Raw genomic sequence first — 14,070 nt, 5'->3', positions numbered from 1 at the left:
ATGGGGATCAGAAGCTGAAAATGTCGCCGATGTTTTCGATTATTACGGCGATCAGCACGACGCCAGCCACCAACAGGGCAACCCACCAAAAGAAGTGAAAAACAATCGCGGCGGCTCCAAGACTCGCACCATACATCGGATAGCGCGCATTTTCGCGCAAGACACCAGATACAAGCGAAAGCACAATAGCTATCACCCCGAAAACGGGCGCGGCAATTGCTACATAATTCCAGATTGAAACGGATGCGACCTCCGGTTCTGGTTTAGGCAGACCCAAAAAAGACTTCCAAGCTGAACGCTTGATTTCCCCGGCGATTTCTCCAATTTGAGAAGCGGCAGAAGGCTGTGCCTCAAATGTGGGGCCTGCGATCTGAACAAAGACAAGAATCAGCGCCAGCGCACCACTCAGCACAGCCCAAAAACCCCATCTCAGGTGAAAGCTTGGGGCGTCTGTTTGCGGATTCTCAATTCGATCATTCATGCGAGATCTAATGTCATACAAAACTGCCGAAAGTATGTTGCTAACAAGGCAGCTTAGAAACGGGCACTGACTTGATCTGCGAAGTTCACCAACGTGATCGGTGAGGGGTCACATCATCTACCGAAAGGCCGCCTGCCCCCGGCAAAATGGACCGTTGCACCCAACCCTTCCCCTCCCCCCCAATCTCCTGTACACGCGCGACATCTGAAAGCCGGCGCCCGGACCGCAGCGCCGTCAAAAGAAGATATCGCGGTCAGGGGCAATTCGGCCCCTATGCAAAGGCCATCTGGCCAACACAGGAAACGTAGATGTTTAACGTAACGAAAAAATCGATGGAGTGGGGCGAAGAGACGCTGACACTCGAAACCGGCAAGGTTGCCCGTCAAGCGGACGGTTCTGTCATTGCGACACTGGGCGAAACCAGCGTCATGGCAAACGTGACTTTTGCACGGGCACAAAAGCCGGGTCAGGACTTCTTTCCCCTGACCGTGCACTACAACGAGAAATACTATGCTGCGGGCAAGATCCCCGGCGGCTTTTTCAAGCGCGAAGCGCGTCCGACTGAAAAAGAAACACTGACAAGCCGTCTGATCGACCGTCCGATCCGCCCGCTGTTCGTTCCCGGCTTCAAAAACGAAGTGCTGGTGATGTGTACGGTTCTGAGCCACGATCTGGTGAATGATCCTGACATGGTTGCTATGATCGCGGCCTCAGCGGCACTGACGATTTCCGGTGCGCCATTCATGGGCCCGATCGGTGCCTGCCGCGTTGGTTTCGAGGATGGCGAATACATCCTGAATCCAGAGATCGACGACATGCAGAACCTGCGCATGAACCCCGATCAGCGTCTGGATCTGGTTGTTGCCGGCACCAAAGACGCCGTGATGATGGTCGAATCCGAAGCATACGAGCTGACCGAAGAAGAGATGCTGGGTGCGGTGAAATTCGCGCACGAGCAAATCCAGCCGGTTATCGACCTGATCATTGATCTGGCCGAAGATGCCGCGAAAGAGCCGTTTGACTTCCAGCCAGTTGATTATTCGGCGCTGTCCGCAGCCGTGAAGAAAGCAGGCGAGAAAGAAATGCGCGCCGCGTTTGCGATTGCAGACAAGCAAGAGCGTACATCGGCGGTTGCCGCAGCACGTGAGACCATCAAAGCTGCGTTGTCGGAAGAAGAGCTGGCCGATGCCAACCTTGGTTCCGCGATGAAGGGCCTTGAGGCGTCTATCCTGCGCGGTGACGTTGTGAAGACAGGCAAGCGCATCGACGGTCGTAAGACGGATGAGATCCGTGACATCGTATCCGAGACAGGCGTTCTGCCACGGACCCACGGTTCGGCCTTGTTCACCCGTGGTGAAACACAGGGTCTGGTTGTGACCACACTGGGCACAGGCGACGACGAGCAGTTCATCGATGCGCTGCACGGCAACTTTAAATCCAACTTCCTGCTGCACTATAACTTCCCTCCTTACTCGGTTGGTGAAGTTGGTCGCGTGGGCCCTCCCGGCCGTCGTGAAATCGGTCACGGCAAGCTGGCTTGGCGTGCGTTGCAGGCGGTTCTGCCTGCGCCGACTGATTTCCCCTACACGGTGCGTGTTGTGTCAGAGATCACTGAATCAAACGGTTCGTCTTCAATGGCGTCCGTCTGTGGTGGCTCTTTGTCCATGATGGACGCGGGCGTTCCGCTGAAATCAGCCGTTGCCGGTGTTGCGATGGGTCTGATCCTTGAAGAAGATGGGTCATATGCGATCCTGTCCGACATCCTGGGTGACGAAGACCACCTTGGCGACATGGACTTTAAGGTAGCCGGTACAGAAACAGGCATCACGTCCTTGCAGATGGACATCAAGATCGCGGGCATCACGCCAGAGATCATGGAAAAAGCATTGGCTCAGGCCAAGGCAGGCCGTCTGCACATCCTTGGCGAGATGAACAAAGCAATCACGGGTGCGGGCGAATTCTCCGAGCATGCGCCACGTATCGAGACCATGCAGATCCCGACGGATAAAATCCGTGAAGTGATCGGTTCCGGTGGTAAGGTGATCCGTGAGATCGTTGAAGTGTCCGGCGCGAAGGTCGACATCAATGACGAAGGCATCATCAAGATTGCAAGCCCGAACGGCGAAGCGATCAAGAAAGCCTACGACATGATCCACTCCATCGTTGCAGAGCCTGAAGAGGGCGCGATCTACACCGGTACAGTCGTTAAAATCGTCGACTTCGGTGCATTCGTGAACTTCTTTGGCAAGCGTGACGGTCTGGTGCACGTGTCCCAGATTGAAAACCGCCGCCTGAACCACCCTTCAGATGTTCTGAAAGAAGGTCAGGAAGTGAAAGTGAAGCTTTTGGGCTTTGACGATCGCGGCAAAGTGCGCCTGTCGATGAAAGTTGTCGATCAGGAGACTGGCGAAGAAGTTAAGAAAGAAGAAGCCGAAGACTGATTTCGGTACCTTTCAACTGATAAGAAGGCCCCGGTGGAAACGCCGGGGCCTTTTTCTTTGGCAGCGGGAAATCCGGTGTCGTCTGCGTATTCATGGCATCAGGGTCTAGGCACGGGGCCCAAATCACTGGCGGATTCTGTGCATAGCGCGGCCCGTCACGCAATTCCTGAAAACCATGGTTTGAAACACCCGCATTTCGGGATATGAGGACCCTATGAGGTCTTATATCATTCACATGTCGACCACTGTGGGTCGCGCCGAGAATGTTGCGCGATTGCTAAAGCAGTTGCCGCAGGCCGAGGTGGTTGAAGCTGTAGATGGATCAGACCCCGCGCAGACCAAAGGCGTGGCGTTAGAGCCGGGCACCTTGCACCACCCCCCCTACCCCTTTCGCCTGAACTCGGGTGAGATCGGTTGTTTTCTAAGCCACAGACGTTGTTGGGAGAAGATTGCACAAGGGGATGAACCCTTTGGCCTGATCGCAGAAGACGATCTTGGAATCGACCCCGCACAGTTTTCCGAAGCGCTTAATCTGATCAACCGATATGCGGATGAAGACAGCCTGATCCGTCTACCATCAAAGACCCGTGAAAAGCCGCTAGGAGCAATCGCTCGGCAAGGGCCTGCCGCGTTGTTCCTGCCCCGTACAATCGGTCTGCAGGCGGTATGCCTCGTGGTTGGCCGCGCAGCCGCACGTAGATTGCTGGAAGCAAGCACGACAATAGACAGACCCGTTGATACGACGATCCAGATGCACTGGGTGACCGGCCAGCCGGTGCACACCATACAGCCCAACGGTATCTTCGTGGTGAAATTTCCAAGCACTATTCAACACAAAACCCGCACCAGCAATGTGCCGATGCGGGAGATTTTACGGGCACGGTACCGTGCGAAAATCAGACGGATACCGCAGACAGCCTGAGCCTTAGCTCGGCGCTTTGGTTGTGCGCAGATAGGGCAGTACCTTGGTGAATTCACCAAATTTCGCCTTGGCATCATCGTCAGAAAGCGTCGCAGGGATAATCACATCATCACCGACGTTCCAGTTGGCAGGCGTGGCGACGCCCTTGCCTGTGGACATCTGCAAGCCGTCCAAGGCGCGCAGCACCTCAGCAAAGTTCCGGCCGACTGTCATTGGATAGGTCATAGACAGTTTCAACTGTTTGTCCGGCCCGATGATAAAGACCGACCGTACCGTCGCGCTGTCAGCCGGCGTGCGTCCGTCGGGCATGTAGGCTTCTGACGGCAGCATATCGAACGCCTTTGAAACAGCCAGATCGCTGTCGGCGATGATCGGGAAGCCCGCTTCGGTACCGGCAACCTTTTCAATGTCACCCTTCCACTTTTTGTGATCCTCAACGCCGTCAACGCTGATGCCGATTACCTTTGTGTCCCGCTTGGCCCATTCATCGGCCAATTGTGCAACGGCACCAAACTCGGTTGTGCACACGGGGGTGAAATCCTTGGGGTGGGAAAACATGATCGTCCACTTATCGCCGACAAACTCGTGCAGCGACACTGTGCCGTGGTCGGTTTCTACAGTCAGATCGGGGATGGTATCGTTAATGCGCAAGCCCATGAGGTCCTCCGGGGTTAAGTGCGTGATACTTCCATATGTAGTGATTTATTTCTGCGTAACCAGCCCCCTTGCGGTGCCACCGATGCGGTGACACAGTGGCGCGAAATCGGGGTGTGGCCATCCGGTCCGCCCGTCATAAGGAGGAGTTCCGACATGTTGGAAAAACGTGATTTCTATATCAACGGCGCGTGGGTCGCCCCCGCCAAAGCCAATGACTTTGCTGTCATCGATCCATCCACCGAAGAGCAATGCGCAGTCATTTCCCTTGGTGATCAAGCCGATACGGATGCAGCGGTAAACGCAGCGCGTGCGGCTTTTGAAAGCTGGTCACAAACTTCACGCGAAGAGCGCATGGCCCTGATCGAAAAGCTGGCCGAAGTCTATGACGCGCGTCAGGAAGAGATGGCCCAGGCCATGTCCATGGAAATGGGTGCTCCTATCGCGCTGAGCCGTGCGCAGCAGGTCGGTGCAGGCAGCTGGCATATTGGCGGTTTCCTCAAGGCTTTTAAGGATTTCTCCTTTGAGAAAGACTTTACCAGCACGGAAAAGACACTGCTGGAACCCATTGGCGTCTGCGCGCTGATCACGCCCTGGAACTGGCCAATGAACCAGATCATTCTCAAGGCCATTCCGGCAGTTGCAACAGGATGTACCGTGGTGCTGAAGCCGTCCGAAGTTGCACCGCTGTCTGGCCACCTGTTCGCAGAATTCATGCACGAGGCAGGTTTCCCGGCAGGTGTCTTTAACATGCTGAATGGCGATGGTCCGGGCGTAGGCTCACAGCTTTCGTCCCACCCTGAAGTCGATATGGTAAGCTTCACCGGCTCCACCCGCGCCGGTATCGCGATTTCGAAAGCCGCAGCAGACACGCTCAAGCGCGTCAGCCTCGAGCTGGGCGGGAAGGGTGCCAATATCATCTTTGAAGACGCCGATCCAAAGGCCGCGAAGCAGGGCGCGATCCGTTGTTTCCGCAACTCCGGTCAATCATGCAACGCGCCAACGCGGATGCTGGTGCACAAGTCGCGCTATGATGAAGCTGTCGAAGCCGCCGCGGATGTGGCCAACAACACCCACGTTGGTCCAGCATCAGAAGAGGGCAAGCACATCGGTCCTGTTGTGTCGGAAGTCCAGTTCAACAAAATCCAGGCGTTGATCGAAAAAGGCATGTCAGAAGCCCGTCTCGTCGCGGGTGGTCTTGGTCGTCCGGACGGCCTGAACCGCGGTTACTACGTCAAGCCTACGGTATTTGCCGATGTCACGAACGATATGACCATCGCACAGGAAGAAATCTTTGGACCGGTCCTGTCGATCATTCCGTTCGACACCGAGGAAGAAGCCGTCGCAATCGCGAACGACACGCCATACGGGCTTACAAACTACGTCCAAACCACTGACGACGAAAAGCGCCGCCGCGTTGCGCGCCGCTTGCGTTCCGGCATGGTGGAGACAAACGGCGTAGGGTTCGCTCAGGGCTCACCTTTCGGGGGTTACAAGCAATCCGGCAACGGCCGCGAAGGCGGAGCCTTCGGTCTGGAAGAGTTCCTTGAAGTCAAAGCGGTATCCGGTTGGGCCGCTGAATAAAATCCATCAATCGATGTTGGACGGAAGGGCTGCCTTTAGGCGGCCCTTTTTGTTAGTGGCGTTAGCGGTCAGAGCGGAACAAACCGGCCCGAGCATCGCAGGGCGGTTAAACTCAATCACCGTTGTTTAGAATGGTGCCTTCGCCCGGATTTTGATCGACCTGCCCCCTTGAGGGTGTTTGAAGCGCAGCTCTTCCGAGTGCAGCATCAAGCGGGGATAATCCCGCGCGGCACCTGTGGCGTAAAACGGATCGCCAAGGATCGGATGGCCCAGCGCCAACATATGCACTCTGAGCTGATGGGAGCGGCCCGTCTTGGGATGCATTCGGATGCGAGAGGTTTCACCGTCATCCTTGATACGCTTCCATTCGGTCTGCGCGGACTTACCGGTTTCGTGACAGACTTTTTGTAGCGGTCTGTTGGGCCAATCGACGATCAGTGGCAGATCGATCAGGCCGGAAGGCTCAGCCGGCACACCCCAGACGCGCGCCACGTAGGTTTTCCGAGTCATGCGTTTTTCAAACTGGAGGCCCAGATGCCGCTGGGCGTGGGGCGTCATGGCAAAGATCATCACACCGGATGTGTCACGGTCGAGCCGGTGCACGAGCAGCGCTTGTGGAAACGCCGCTTGTATCCGCGTGATCAGGCAATCGGCAAGGTCGGGCCCCTTCCCCGGAACGCTCAGAAGCCCGGCGGGCTTATCAACCAAAAGAACTTCGGCATCTTCGTGCAGCACCACAAGCGGGTCCTGAGGGGGGGAGTAGTTGGGATCCATCGGTCCAGATCACAGAAGCCGCGGGGATTTTCAACCCGCTTTGGCGTTCCTCATCTGTCGCAGCATCGAGGTTGTATAGATCACGAGCGCCAGCCAAATCATCGGAAAGGCAATCATACGGGCACGCCCGAAAGGTTCATCAAAGACAAATACCGCCACGAGGAAAATCATCGTAGGTGCGATGTATTGCAGGATCGCGATGGTCGACAGACGCAGCAGCTTGGCCCCGTTGGCGTAGAACATCAGCGGGACAGCCGTTACCAGACCGCAGCCGATCAGGAGCCATGTGTCGCGCGTCATCTCCAACGAAAAGTGGGATTGGCCGGTTGATGTGAGATAGGCGAGATATGCCAGCGCCGGGACCAGCAGGATAAGCACCTCAAGCAGGAAGCCCTGATTGGGACCAATGGGCAGGCTCTTCTTGGCCAAGGCGTAGAGGCCCCAGGAAATCGTCAGCGCAAGCGAGACCCAAGGCACCTGTCCAGCTTCGACAGCAATCACCACAACGGCGCAGGCGGCGAGGGCGATTGCCACCATTTGTGCCGCAGTCAGGCGTTCCCCCAAAACGACAGCAGCCAGAAAAACGCTGAACAATGGATTGATGTAATAGCCGAGCGACGCGGCCAAAGCGTTACCAGAGGCGATGGCATAGACGTAGATGCCCCAGTTGAACGAGATCAGCGCGGCGGTGACGCAGGCCATGCCAAGCATCCGTGGCGTACGCAGCGCTTCGCGCAGGGCGTCGGTCCGGCGCAGCAGGATCAGCACAACAGCAGCGATCGGAACAGACCACAGCACCCTGTGGACCACGACCTCCGCCGCCGGAATATGTGCCAACATCTTCATATAGAGCGGCAGAAATCCCCACAGCCCGTAAGCGACCAATGCAAACGCCAGTCCCTGAGGTGTGTCTTCGTCATTTTTTACCGGTGTGACCCGGCTGTCAGGATTTCGCATCGATGGCCTCCGTTTGGCCATGGCCTAAGACAAACGGAGGGACCACGAAAGAAATAGATTGTACCCGTTACACTTTCACGCGTTCTGATTTGGGATCATACATCGGCTTGAGTGATGCCTCTGCCTTGACCCGTGTTCCGGCAACATCGATCTCATACGAAGACGCCAGAACCTCTGCCGCGCTTTGTGATGGGCACGGCACATACCCCAGCCCCATCGCACCACCCAGCGCGTGACCGTAGGCACCCGATGACAGGTAACCGACAATCTCGCCGTCCCGCACGATCGGCTCATTATGGTAAAGCAACGGCTCCGGATCGGTCAGGCGGAACTGAACCATCCGCGCATCCAGCCCTTTCTCTTGCTTTTCAAGCACGGCCTCGCGCCCGATGAAAGATGGCTTGTCCTTCTTCACTGCAAATCCGAGCCCCGCTTCAAGCACGTGATCCTCTGCGGTTATATCGTGCCCGAAGTGGCGGAAGCCCTTTTCGATGCGACAGGTATCCATCATGTGCATCCCGCACAGCGTCATATCCATATCGGCACCGGCGTCTGCAAGTGCCTCAAAGACATGCGCACTCATATCGGCGCTGACGTAAATCTCCCAGCCCAGCTCGCCCACATAGGTTACGCGGTGGGCGCGGGCCAGTGCCATGCCGATCTCGATTTCCTGCGCCGTACCAAAGGGGTTTGTGGCGTTCGAAAAGTCATTCGGTGACACTTTCTCCAAGAGCGCGCGCGCATTCGGACCCATGATCGCAAGCACACCTTCTCCGGCAGTCACATCAGTTATGACCACGTTGAAATCACCTACATGCCGCTGCATCCATGTCTGGTCCGCAAGGCGCGTGGCGGCAGGGGTAACAACCAGATAGGCGGTTTCGGACAGGCGCGTCACGGTTACATCCGCCTCGATCCCGCCGCGATGGTTCAGAAACTGGGTATAGACGATCTTGCCCACCGGCACAGAATAGTCACCGCCGCCCACGTAGTTCAGGAACGCCTCTGCATCGCGACCCTCGACGCGGATTTTACCAAAAGACGTCATGTCGTACATGCCGACATTTTCGCGCACAGCCATATGTTCGGCCGCCACATTGCCAAAGAAGTTCTGGCGCTTCCAGCTGTAGCGGTATTCGCGTTCCTGGCCGTCGCGGGCGAACCAGTTTGCGCGTTCCCACCCGGCAAGCTCTCCCATCACCGCGCCGCGATCAAGCAGATGCTGATGGAATGGCGTGCGGCGAATACCGCGTGCCGTGGCCTTTTGGCGGTACGGAAAGTGATCGGCATAGAGCAGACCCAGCGTTTCTGTGGAGCGTTCGGCCAGATATGTCTTGTTGCTTTGAAACGGCTGCATGCGGCTGATGTCCACATCGCCCAGATCAAAGGGTTTCGCGCCGTCTTCCATCCATTGCGCCAGCGCCATACCGGCACCGCCTGCCGACTGGATACCGATGGAATTGAAACCGGCAGCAACCCAGACGTTGTCCATCTCTGGTGCCTGACCAAGATGGTAGGCGTCATCGGGCGTAAAGCTTTCTGGACCATTGAAGAACGTGTGAATGCCCGCTTCGGCAAGCATCGGCATGCGGTTCACTGCGTTTTCAAGGATCGGCTCGAAATGGTCAAAGTCCTCGGGCAGCTGGTCGAACTCGAAATCGGCAGGAATACCATCAAGCGCCCATGGCTTGGACACCGGCTCAAAAGCGCCGAGCAACATCTTCCCCGCATCTTCTTTGTAATAGGCGCATTCATCCGGCACGCGCAGGACGGGGAGCTGTTGCAGCCCTTTGATGGCTTCGGTCACGATATAGAAGTGTTCGCAGGCCTGTAGTGGCACGTTGGTGTTTAGCATCGCGCCAACCTCATGCCCCCACATGCCGCCACAGTTCACGACATGGTCGCAGGTAATGTGGCCCGTATCGCCGCCGCTTTCCCAATCAACACCGGTAATCCGGCGACCCTCGCGGGTGACGCCTGTCGCTTTGGTCCGCTCGATCACTAGGGCCCCGCGCTGCCGCGCACCTTTGGCGAGTGCCAGTGCAATATTGGCCGGATCACCCTGCCCGTCCTTATCGAGGTAGACCGCCCCTTTGACGCCTTCGATGTTCAGGTGCTCGTATTTCTTTAGAACTTCGGCGGGGCTGATCTCTTCCACATCTACGCCAAAGGCCCGGGCCATTCCCGCCTGGCGATAAATCTCTTCCCGTCGTTCTTCGGTCAGGGCGACAGTAATAGAGCCTACGCGTTTGAAGCCTGTGGCCACACCGGTTTCATCTTCAAGATTGCCGTAAAGTTCCTGACTGTATTTCGCCAGTTTGGTCATATTGGCAGTCGCCCGCAGCTGCGCAATCAAACCAGCGGCGTGCCACGTGGTGCCTGACGTCAGTTGTTTGCGCTCCAGCAGGACAACGTCCTGCCAGCCAAGCTTGGTCAGGTGATAGGCCACGGAACAACCGATGACGCCGCCACCGATGATAACGACGCGGGCGTGGGACGGAACAGAGGACATGTGCGCGATCCTTGGAAAGAGTTAGACGATGGAGTGGCCAGCGGCGTTCAGGCGGCGGGCGATTTCGGCAATGTGATCCGGGCTGACTTCGCAGCATCCACCCACAATGGTGGCACCCTGATCGACCCATGCCATCACGTGATCGGCATAGGCCTCGGGTGTCATATCGACGCGTTTTTGCAGGGCATCGACGGTCGGCCTGTCCTTGAGAAAATCGTCGGTGATTTTCTCAAACGCGTTTGCGTAGGCACCGTAAGGCAGGCCGCTGGTGGCCAGAACGTCCAGTGCTGCGGGAATGGCTTCGGGGGCGGCACAATTGACCAGCACCGCAGCGGCACCGGCTTTTGCAAAGGGCATGGCATCTGCCAAAGATTCACCCGAGCGTAGCCTGGTACCGTCGTCGTCCTGAACCGTCAGGGCAAGCCACACAGGCTTGCCCGCTGCCGCTCCTCCGCGCAGGATCGCTTCGGCGTGGGTGACAGAGGCCACGGTTTCGCAAAGGATCAGATCGCAGGACGGCCCGATCATCTGGGCGATTTCTGCATAGATCGGCGCACCGGTATTTGCATCAGGGTGCAGATCAGGACGATAGGACGCGCGAATAGGCCCGATGCTGCCCGCAATCCGCTTGGCACCGCTGGTGCGGGCTTCGGCCAGCGCCATAGTCAGCAAGTCTGCAAAACGCTCCGATAGGCCTGTCCCCTCCAGGCGGTCCCGCAAGATCGCGTAGGTGTTGGTGGTCGCAATCGTCGCGCCCGCCTTTGTGAAATCACGGTGGACGTCCGCCACCAGGCCCGGATGCTCAAGCATCACCTGTGTGGACCAAAGGGGCGTGGGGCGGTTGCCCGCCCGGTGGACCAGCTCCTGACCCATCCCGCCGTCAAGAAGTGTGATATCGGTCATGCACGGATCCTTTCGTTCGCCGGATCCCAAAGCGGTGCGTCGGCCTGCACTGTAGCTTTGCACATTCTGCCAAAGATATTGATCTCAAGCTCTGTACCCGGTGTAGCAAGATCAGCGCGGACCGTTCCTAAAGCGATGGATTTACCGGTCCGGTATCCCCAGTCGCCCGATGTTGTCTCGCCTACAACCTCGCCGTTGTGGAAAACGGTCGACATGTATGGCGCGTCCTGATCTCCGGCGTCGACAACCATGGTGACAAAGCGTTTCTTCACGCCCTGCTGCTGTTCGGCCAAAAGCGCGGCCTTGCCCGGAAAGTCCTGCGGCTTATCGAACTTTACGAAACGCTCCAGCCCGCCTTCAAGCAGGGTGTAGTCCGTGGACAGGTCCCCTTTCCAAGCACGGTACCCTTTTTCGATCCGCATGGAATTGAGCGCAAACATCCCGAAAGGCACCGCACCGGCACCCGTCACCGCGTCATAGAGCGCCGGAATATCAGCGTTGGCGGCGTGGATTTCCCAGCCCAACTCACCCGCAAAGGACACGCGGGCCAGTGCACAGTCAATTCCACGCACCTTGGCAGACTGGATGGAGAGCCATGTGGCGCTGAGGTCGGCATCCGAATGAAGAGACTGGAAGAGCGCGCGCGATTTCGGGCCCGTCACAATGAGCGTTGAATATTCTGTGGTGTGATCGGTCAGCGTCAAGCCGGGAGCGAGCGCTTTGTCCAGAAGCTCGAAGTCGTGCCATTGCGCGGTGGCGGCGGTGATCAGGGTGAACTGGTCTTCAGCGTGGCGCATCACCGACATCTCCGTCAGGATACGACCGCGGCTGTCCGGGAAATAGGCAAGGTTCATGCGGCCTGCCTTGGGCAAAGCACCTGCGATGCGGCCGCGCAGCCATTCTGCCGCCCCTTCACCGGACATATTAAAGCGTGAGAAACCGGGCAGATCCAGCACACCGACACCATCTCGCACGGCCTCGACTTCTTCCTTTACGCGGATCGACCAAGGTCCGTTGCGGTTCCATGTCTGGGTCGCCTCTTCGGAGGTGTCATCGCCGTCTTTCGCAAACCAATTGGCGCGTTCCCAGCCGTTATAGGCCCCCATCTGCCCGCCCGCCGCGATGATCTTGTCATGCACGGGCGACAGTTTCTTGTCGCGTCCGGCAGGCCATGCGTGGTGCGGGAAGTGCATGGCGTATTCGTGGCCGTAGGTTTCCAGCGCCTTGGCAAGGCAATGGTCGTGGTCGGTGTAATCGGTGTAGCGGCGCGGATCGACGGCCCACATGTCCAGTTCGGTTTCACCGTGCATGATCCATTCCGACAGGACTTTGCCAGCCCCGCCGCCCTGCGCGATGCCGAAGGTAAAAGAATGACCTTCGAACGCGTTCTTCACACCCGGCATCGGGCCGATCATCGGCAGGCCGTCGGGGGCGTATGGAATGGGGCCGTTGATATTTCGGCCGACACCCGCTGTGCCAAGCGCCGGCACACGTTCCATCGCGTCCTCGATATAGAATTCAAGGCGTTCCAGATCGTCGGGATAAAGCTGGAAACTGAAATCTTCAGGCATCGGATCGTCTGGTTTGACCCAGGCTGCCTGACAGTTGCGCTCATAGGGGCCGAGGTTCAGGCCGTATTTGTCCTGACGTAAGTAATAGCTGACATCCACGTCGCGGATCATCGGCATTTTGTGGCCCTTTTCCTTGGTCCATGCCTCCAACTCGGCGATTGGCTCTGTCAGGAAGTACTGGTGCGACATGGTCACCATCGGCACGGTACGCCCGCCAAAAGGCTTGAACATTTCGCCCACCCGCTGGGCATAATAACCCGCACAGTTGACCACGAATTCGCAGCGGATCTCGCCTTTTTCGGTTTGAACGATCCATTCGTCGCCATCGCGGTCTACACCTGTCACAGGGCAGAACCGTTCAATCCGCCCGCCCGCGTCGCGCGCGCCCTTTGCCAACGCTTGGGTCAGCTGTGCCGGATCGATATCACCATCAAGCGGGTCCCAAAGACCGCCTGCAAGGGAATGGGTTTCCATAAACGGGTTGTGCTCTTTGAGTTCGGCCGGCGTGCAGATGTCCATCTGCAAACCCTGGTAGCGCCCCATTGAGGCGACCTTTTCGAATTCCTGCATCCGTTCTTTGGTATGGGCCAGACGGATCGCGCCCGTCACGTGGTAGTTCATCGGATAGTCGACGTCTTCGCCCAGCGTCCGGTACATGGCCGCCGAGTAGCGCTGCATGTTCATGACCGCCCATGAGCCAGCGAAGTTTGGAACGTTGCCCGCAGCGTGCCACGTGGAGCCCGCCGTCAGTTCGTTTTTCTCGACCAGAACACAGTCTTTCCAGCCCGCTTTGGCGAGGTGGTAAAGCGTTGATGTGCCGACGACGCCGCCGCCGATGATGACCACACGGGCCGTTGTTGGGAAATCTGCCATTGTGAATGCTCCGTTATTGGCCTTGCTGCGGCAGGCCGTCAGCGATGGTGTAATAGTCGCCCTTGTCAGCGACGAAGATATGCTTTTCGGTTGCGATGCCCGTGGGCGCGTCAAGGGTGCCGGACATGACCGAAGTAGCGCCGTTGTCCCCGTCATGCCGCCAGAACAGGGAAGAGCCGCAGATGTTGCAGAACCCGCGCGCAGCTACGGGACTGGACTGGTACCACTGTAGACTGTCCTGACGCGTCAGCAGAAGCTGCTCCGGCCCTACTTGCGTGGCGGAGACGTAATGGCCCGAGGTCTTGCGACACTGAATGCAGTGACAGGCAACCGAGTTGCGCAGCGCCCCCGTCAGTTCGAATGTAACGCCCCCGCACAGACAGCCTCCCCGTACCATA

General features: G+C 57.7%; 11 protein-coding genes. 3 read left to right on the top strand and 8 right to left on the bottom strand.

The window, feature by feature from the left end:
* Window positions 1-7: 7 nt before the first annotated feature.
* Entirely contained in the window at window positions 8-481 is a 474-nt protein-coding gene (locus Z946_RS0109955; protein WP_025055592.1) for a hypothetical protein, read from the bottom strand.
* 308 nt (window positions 482-789) lie between these two features.
* On the opposite strand from Z946_RS0109955, the gene pnp reads away from it, so the two are divergent.
* Window positions 790-2,922: a polyribonucleotide nucleotidyltransferase gene (gene pnp, locus Z946_RS0109950; RefSeq protein WP_025055591.1), complete on the top strand. Its 2,133-nt coding sequence runs from the start codon at window positions 790-792 to the stop codon at window positions 2,920-2,922.
* A gap of 214 nt (window positions 2,923-3,136) precedes the next feature.
* Window positions 3,137-3,844, top strand: coding sequence for a glycosyltransferase family 25 protein (locus Z946_RS0109945; protein WP_025055590.1), 708 nt, complete (start codon window positions 3,137-3,139; stop codon window positions 3,842-3,844).
* Between the two features lie 3 nt (window positions 3,845-3,847).
* On the opposite strand, the gene Z946_RS0109940 is transcribed toward Z946_RS0109945, so the two are convergent.
* A complete protein-coding gene (locus Z946_RS0109940) occupies window positions 3,848-4,501 on the bottom strand; it encodes a peroxiredoxin (RefSeq protein WP_025055589.1) in 654 nt (217 codons plus the stop codon).
* 153 nt (window positions 4,502-4,654) lie between these two features.
* Here Z946_RS0109940 and Z946_RS0109935 point away from each other — a divergent pair, with 153 nt between their 5' ends.
* A complete protein-coding gene (locus tag Z946_RS0109935) occupies window positions 4,655-6,082 on the top strand; it encodes an aldehyde dehydrogenase family protein (protein WP_025055588.1) in 1,428 nt (475 codons plus the stop codon).
* Between the two features lie 126 nt (window positions 6,083-6,208).
* On the opposite strand, the gene Z946_RS20615 is transcribed toward Z946_RS0109935, so the two are convergent.
* From Z946_RS20615 to Z946_RS0109905, 6 genes are all read right to left on the bottom strand, one after another.
* Window positions 6,209-6,856: an RluA family pseudouridine synthase gene (locus Z946_RS20615; RefSeq protein WP_037969158.1), complete on the bottom strand. Its 648-nt coding sequence runs from the start codon at window positions 6,854-6,856 to the stop codon at window positions 6,209-6,211.
* A 30-nt stretch (window positions 6,857-6,886) separates the two neighbouring features.
* A complete protein-coding gene (rarD, locus tag Z946_RS0109925; protein WP_025055587.1) occupies window positions 6,887-7,813 on the bottom strand; it encodes an EamA family transporter RarD in 927 nt (308 codons plus the stop codon).
* Between the two features lie 67 nt (window positions 7,814-7,880).
* Window positions 7,881-10,325, bottom strand: coding sequence for a GcvT family protein (locus tag Z946_RS0109920; protein ID WP_025055586.1), 2,445 nt, complete (start codon window positions 10,323-10,325; stop codon window positions 7,881-7,883).
* Window positions 10,326-10,346: 21 nt separating this feature from the next.
* Window positions 10,347-11,228 (bottom strand): homocysteine S-methyltransferase family protein, encoded by an 882-nt coding sequence (locus Z946_RS0109915; RefSeq protein WP_025055585.1) that lies wholly within the window; start codon window positions 11,226-11,228, stop codon window positions 10,347-10,349.
* Window positions 11,225-13,672, bottom strand: a complete 2,448-nt coding sequence (locus tag Z946_RS0109910) for a GcvT family protein (RefSeq protein WP_025055584.1) — start codon at window positions 13,670-13,672, stop codon at window positions 11,225-11,227. The genes Z946_RS0109915 and Z946_RS0109910 overlap by 4 nt, the downstream gene beginning before the upstream one ends.
* Before the next feature lie 13 nt (window positions 13,673-13,685).
* Complete coding sequence (locus tag Z946_RS0109905; protein WP_025055583.1) at window positions 13,686-14,069, bottom strand: GFA family protein; 384 nt, start codon at window positions 14,067-14,069, stop codon at window positions 13,686-13,688.
* Window position 14,070: the final 1 nt, after the last annotated feature.

Source organism: Sulfitobacter noctilucicola, from assembly GCF_000622385.1.
In the GTDB taxonomy this organism is placed as follows: Bacteria; Pseudomonadota; Alphaproteobacteria; order Rhodobacterales; family Rhodobacteraceae; genus Sulfitobacter; species Sulfitobacter noctilucicola.
The sequence above is the reverse complement of the archived record's forward strand: the minus strand, read 5'-3'. Positions and strand labels throughout refer to the sequence as shown.

Bases quoted from the DNA above. Each gene is read 5' to 3' on its own strand.
- pnp (WP_025055591.1), top strand. From the start codon at position 790: ATGTTTAACGTAACGAAAAAATCGATGGAGTGGGGCGAAGAGACGCTG.
- Z946_RS0109915 (WP_025055585.1), bottom strand. From the start codon at position 11,228: ATGACCGATATCACACTTCTTGACGGCGGGATGGGTCAGGAGCTGGTC.
- Z946_RS0109945 (WP_025055590.1), top strand. From the start codon at position 3,137: ATGAGGTCTTATATCATTCACATGTCGACCACTGTGGGTCGCGCCGAG.
- Z946_RS20615 (WP_037969158.1), bottom strand. From the start codon at position 6,856: ATGGATCCCAACTACTCCCCCCCTCAGGACCCGCTTGTGGTGCTGCAC.
- Z946_RS0109905 (WP_025055583.1), bottom strand. From the start codon at position 14,069: ATGGTACGGGGAGGCTGTCTGTGCGGGGGCGTTACATTCGAACTGACG.
- Z946_RS0109955 (WP_025055592.1), bottom strand. From the start codon at position 481: ATGAATGATCGAATTGAGAATCCGCAAACAGACGCCCCAAGCTTTCAC.
- Z946_RS0109910 (WP_025055584.1), bottom strand. From the start codon at position 13,672: ATGGCAGATTTCCCAACAACGGCCCGTGTGGTCATCATCGGCGGCGGC.
- Z946_RS0109920 (WP_025055586.1), bottom strand. From the start codon at position 10,325: ATGTCCTCTGTTCCGTCCCACGCCCGCGTCGTTATCATCGGTGGCGGC.
- Z946_RS0109935 (WP_025055588.1), top strand. From the start codon at position 4,655: ATGTTGGAAAAACGTGATTTCTATATCAACGGCGCGTGGGTCGCCCCC.
- Z946_RS0109940 (WP_025055589.1), bottom strand. From the start codon at position 4,501: ATGGGCTTGCGCATTAACGATACCATCCCCGATCTGACTGTAGAAACC.
- rarD (WP_025055587.1), bottom strand. From the start codon at position 7,813: ATGCGAAATCCTGACAGCCGGGTCACACCGGTAAAAAATGACGAAGAC.